Genomic DNA, 1,642 nt, shown 5'->3' with positions numbered 1-1,642 from the left:
GACGGCAGCCTGCGCGACGCCACCGCACACGCCGTGCGGGGACCCGGCCTGCTGCGCCGCACCGCCGTCCCGAGCCGCCGCCACGGCGTGCTGCTCGCCCAGCCCTACGCCACCCACTCCGGCGCCCTCGCCCTGCGCACGGCACCGGGCCTGCGCGGGGTCGCGTCGGTGGTGCGGCGCAGGGCGGCCCGGCTGCTTCACTGAGTGCGCGCAGTACCCGTACTCCGACGACGAGGGGACCTCACCGACATGACCTGGCTGATCACCGGCGGGGCCGGTTACATCGGCGCGCACGTGGTGCACGCACTGCGCGCGGCGGGTGAACGGGCCGTCGTCTACGACGACTTGTCCACCGGGGTCGCCGCACGGGTCCCCTCCGGCGTCGAACTGGTCGTCGGCTCGACGCTCGACCGCGCCCTGCTCGACCGCACCCTCGCCGCGCACGCGATCACGGGCATCGTCCACCTCGCCGCGAAGAAGCAGGTCGGCGAGTCGGTGGAGCAGCCGCTGCGCTACTACCGCGAGAACGTCGAGGGGCTGCGGGTCCTGCTGGAGGCGGTCACGGCGGCGGGCGTCCACTCGTTCGTGTTCTCGTCCTCGGCCGCGGTGTACGGGATGCCGTCCACCGCGCGGGAAGGGGGCCTGGTCACCGAGGACACGCCCTGCGTGCCGATGAGCCCGTACGGCGAGACGAAGCTCGCGGGCGAGTGGCTGGTCCGGGCGACGGGCCGCGCCACCGGCCTGCGCACCGCGTCCCTGCGCTACTTCAACGTGGCGGGGGCGGCCTCCCCCGAGCTCGCCGACACCGGCGTCCTCAACATCGTCCCGATGGTCTTCGAGCGGCTGACCGCGGGCGAGGCGCCGCGGATCTTCGGCGACGACTACGCGACCCCGGACGGCACCTGCGTACGCGACTACATCCACGTCGCCGACCTGGCCGAGGCCCATGTGGCGGCCGCGCAGCGCCTGGCGGGCGCGGCCGCGGGCACGGACCTGACGCTCAACATCGGCCGCGGCGTCGGCGTCTCGGTCCGCGAGATGATCGACCTCATCAACGAGGAGACCGGCTACGACCGCGCGCCGCTGGTCACCCCGCGCCGCCCCGGCGACCCGGACCAGGTGGTGGCATCGGCGGACCGCATCGCGACGGAACTGGGCTGGACGGCGAAGCGGGACGTACGAGAGATGGTGCGCTCGGCGTGGGCGGGCTGGACTGCGTCGAGCACTGCCGTGCGGAAATAGGCCCCACGGGACACCTGCCAACGTGAGCTGGGGCCACTTCCCAGCGTGAGCTGGGGGTGGGTGAGGAGAGCGGGGTCCGGGGGGGGATCGAGGAACGGAGCCCGAGGGGGGAATCGAGGAGCGGAGCCCGGAGGGATCGAGGAACGGGGTCCGGGGCGGAGCCTCGTGGCCTCAGCCCCGGCGCGGGGCGCCCGGTGCGGGTCCGGCGGCCGCCCGCACCCTCCGCACCAACTGCCCCACCTCTCCGGACAACCCCACCCCCACGGCCAGCGCCAACGTCACCGCCGCCACGTTCACCATCCCGGCGATCCCCACCGTGGTCCGGCCGGAGGCCAGCGCCCCCAGCGCCGCGTACAGCGCCCCGCCGGGCAGCAGCGGCGCGATCCCCGGCACGACGAGC

General features: G+C 74.8%; 2 protein-coding genes and 1 pseudogene. 2 read left to right on the top strand and 1 reads right to left on the bottom strand.

The features are described 5' to 3' along the window. Positions 1–204 (top strand): annotated as a pseudogene (locus G3I40_RS25170) (transferase); the annotation flags it as partial. Positions 205–249: 45 nt separating this feature from the next. Next, positions 250–1,242 carry a UDP-glucose 4-epimerase GalE gene (gene galE, locus G3I40_RS25165; RefSeq protein WP_164304397.1) on the top strand — a complete coding sequence of 331 codons (993 nt, stop codon included), beginning with the start codon at positions 250–252 and terminating at the stop codon, positions 1,240–1,242. Between the two features lie 171 nt (positions 1,243–1,413). Here the strand turns inward: galE and G3I40_RS25160 are convergent. Next, positions 1,414–1,642: threonine/serine exporter family protein (locus G3I40_RS25160; RefSeq protein WP_343245014.1), on the bottom strand; the 229-nt coding region annotated here is incomplete at its 5' end.

This window comes from Streptomyces sp. SID14478, assembly GCF_010548525.1.
GTDB lineage: Bacteria > Actinomycetota > Actinomycetes > Streptomycetales > Streptomycetaceae > Streptomyces.
This window is presented reverse-complemented; position numbering and strand designations above follow the sequence as displayed.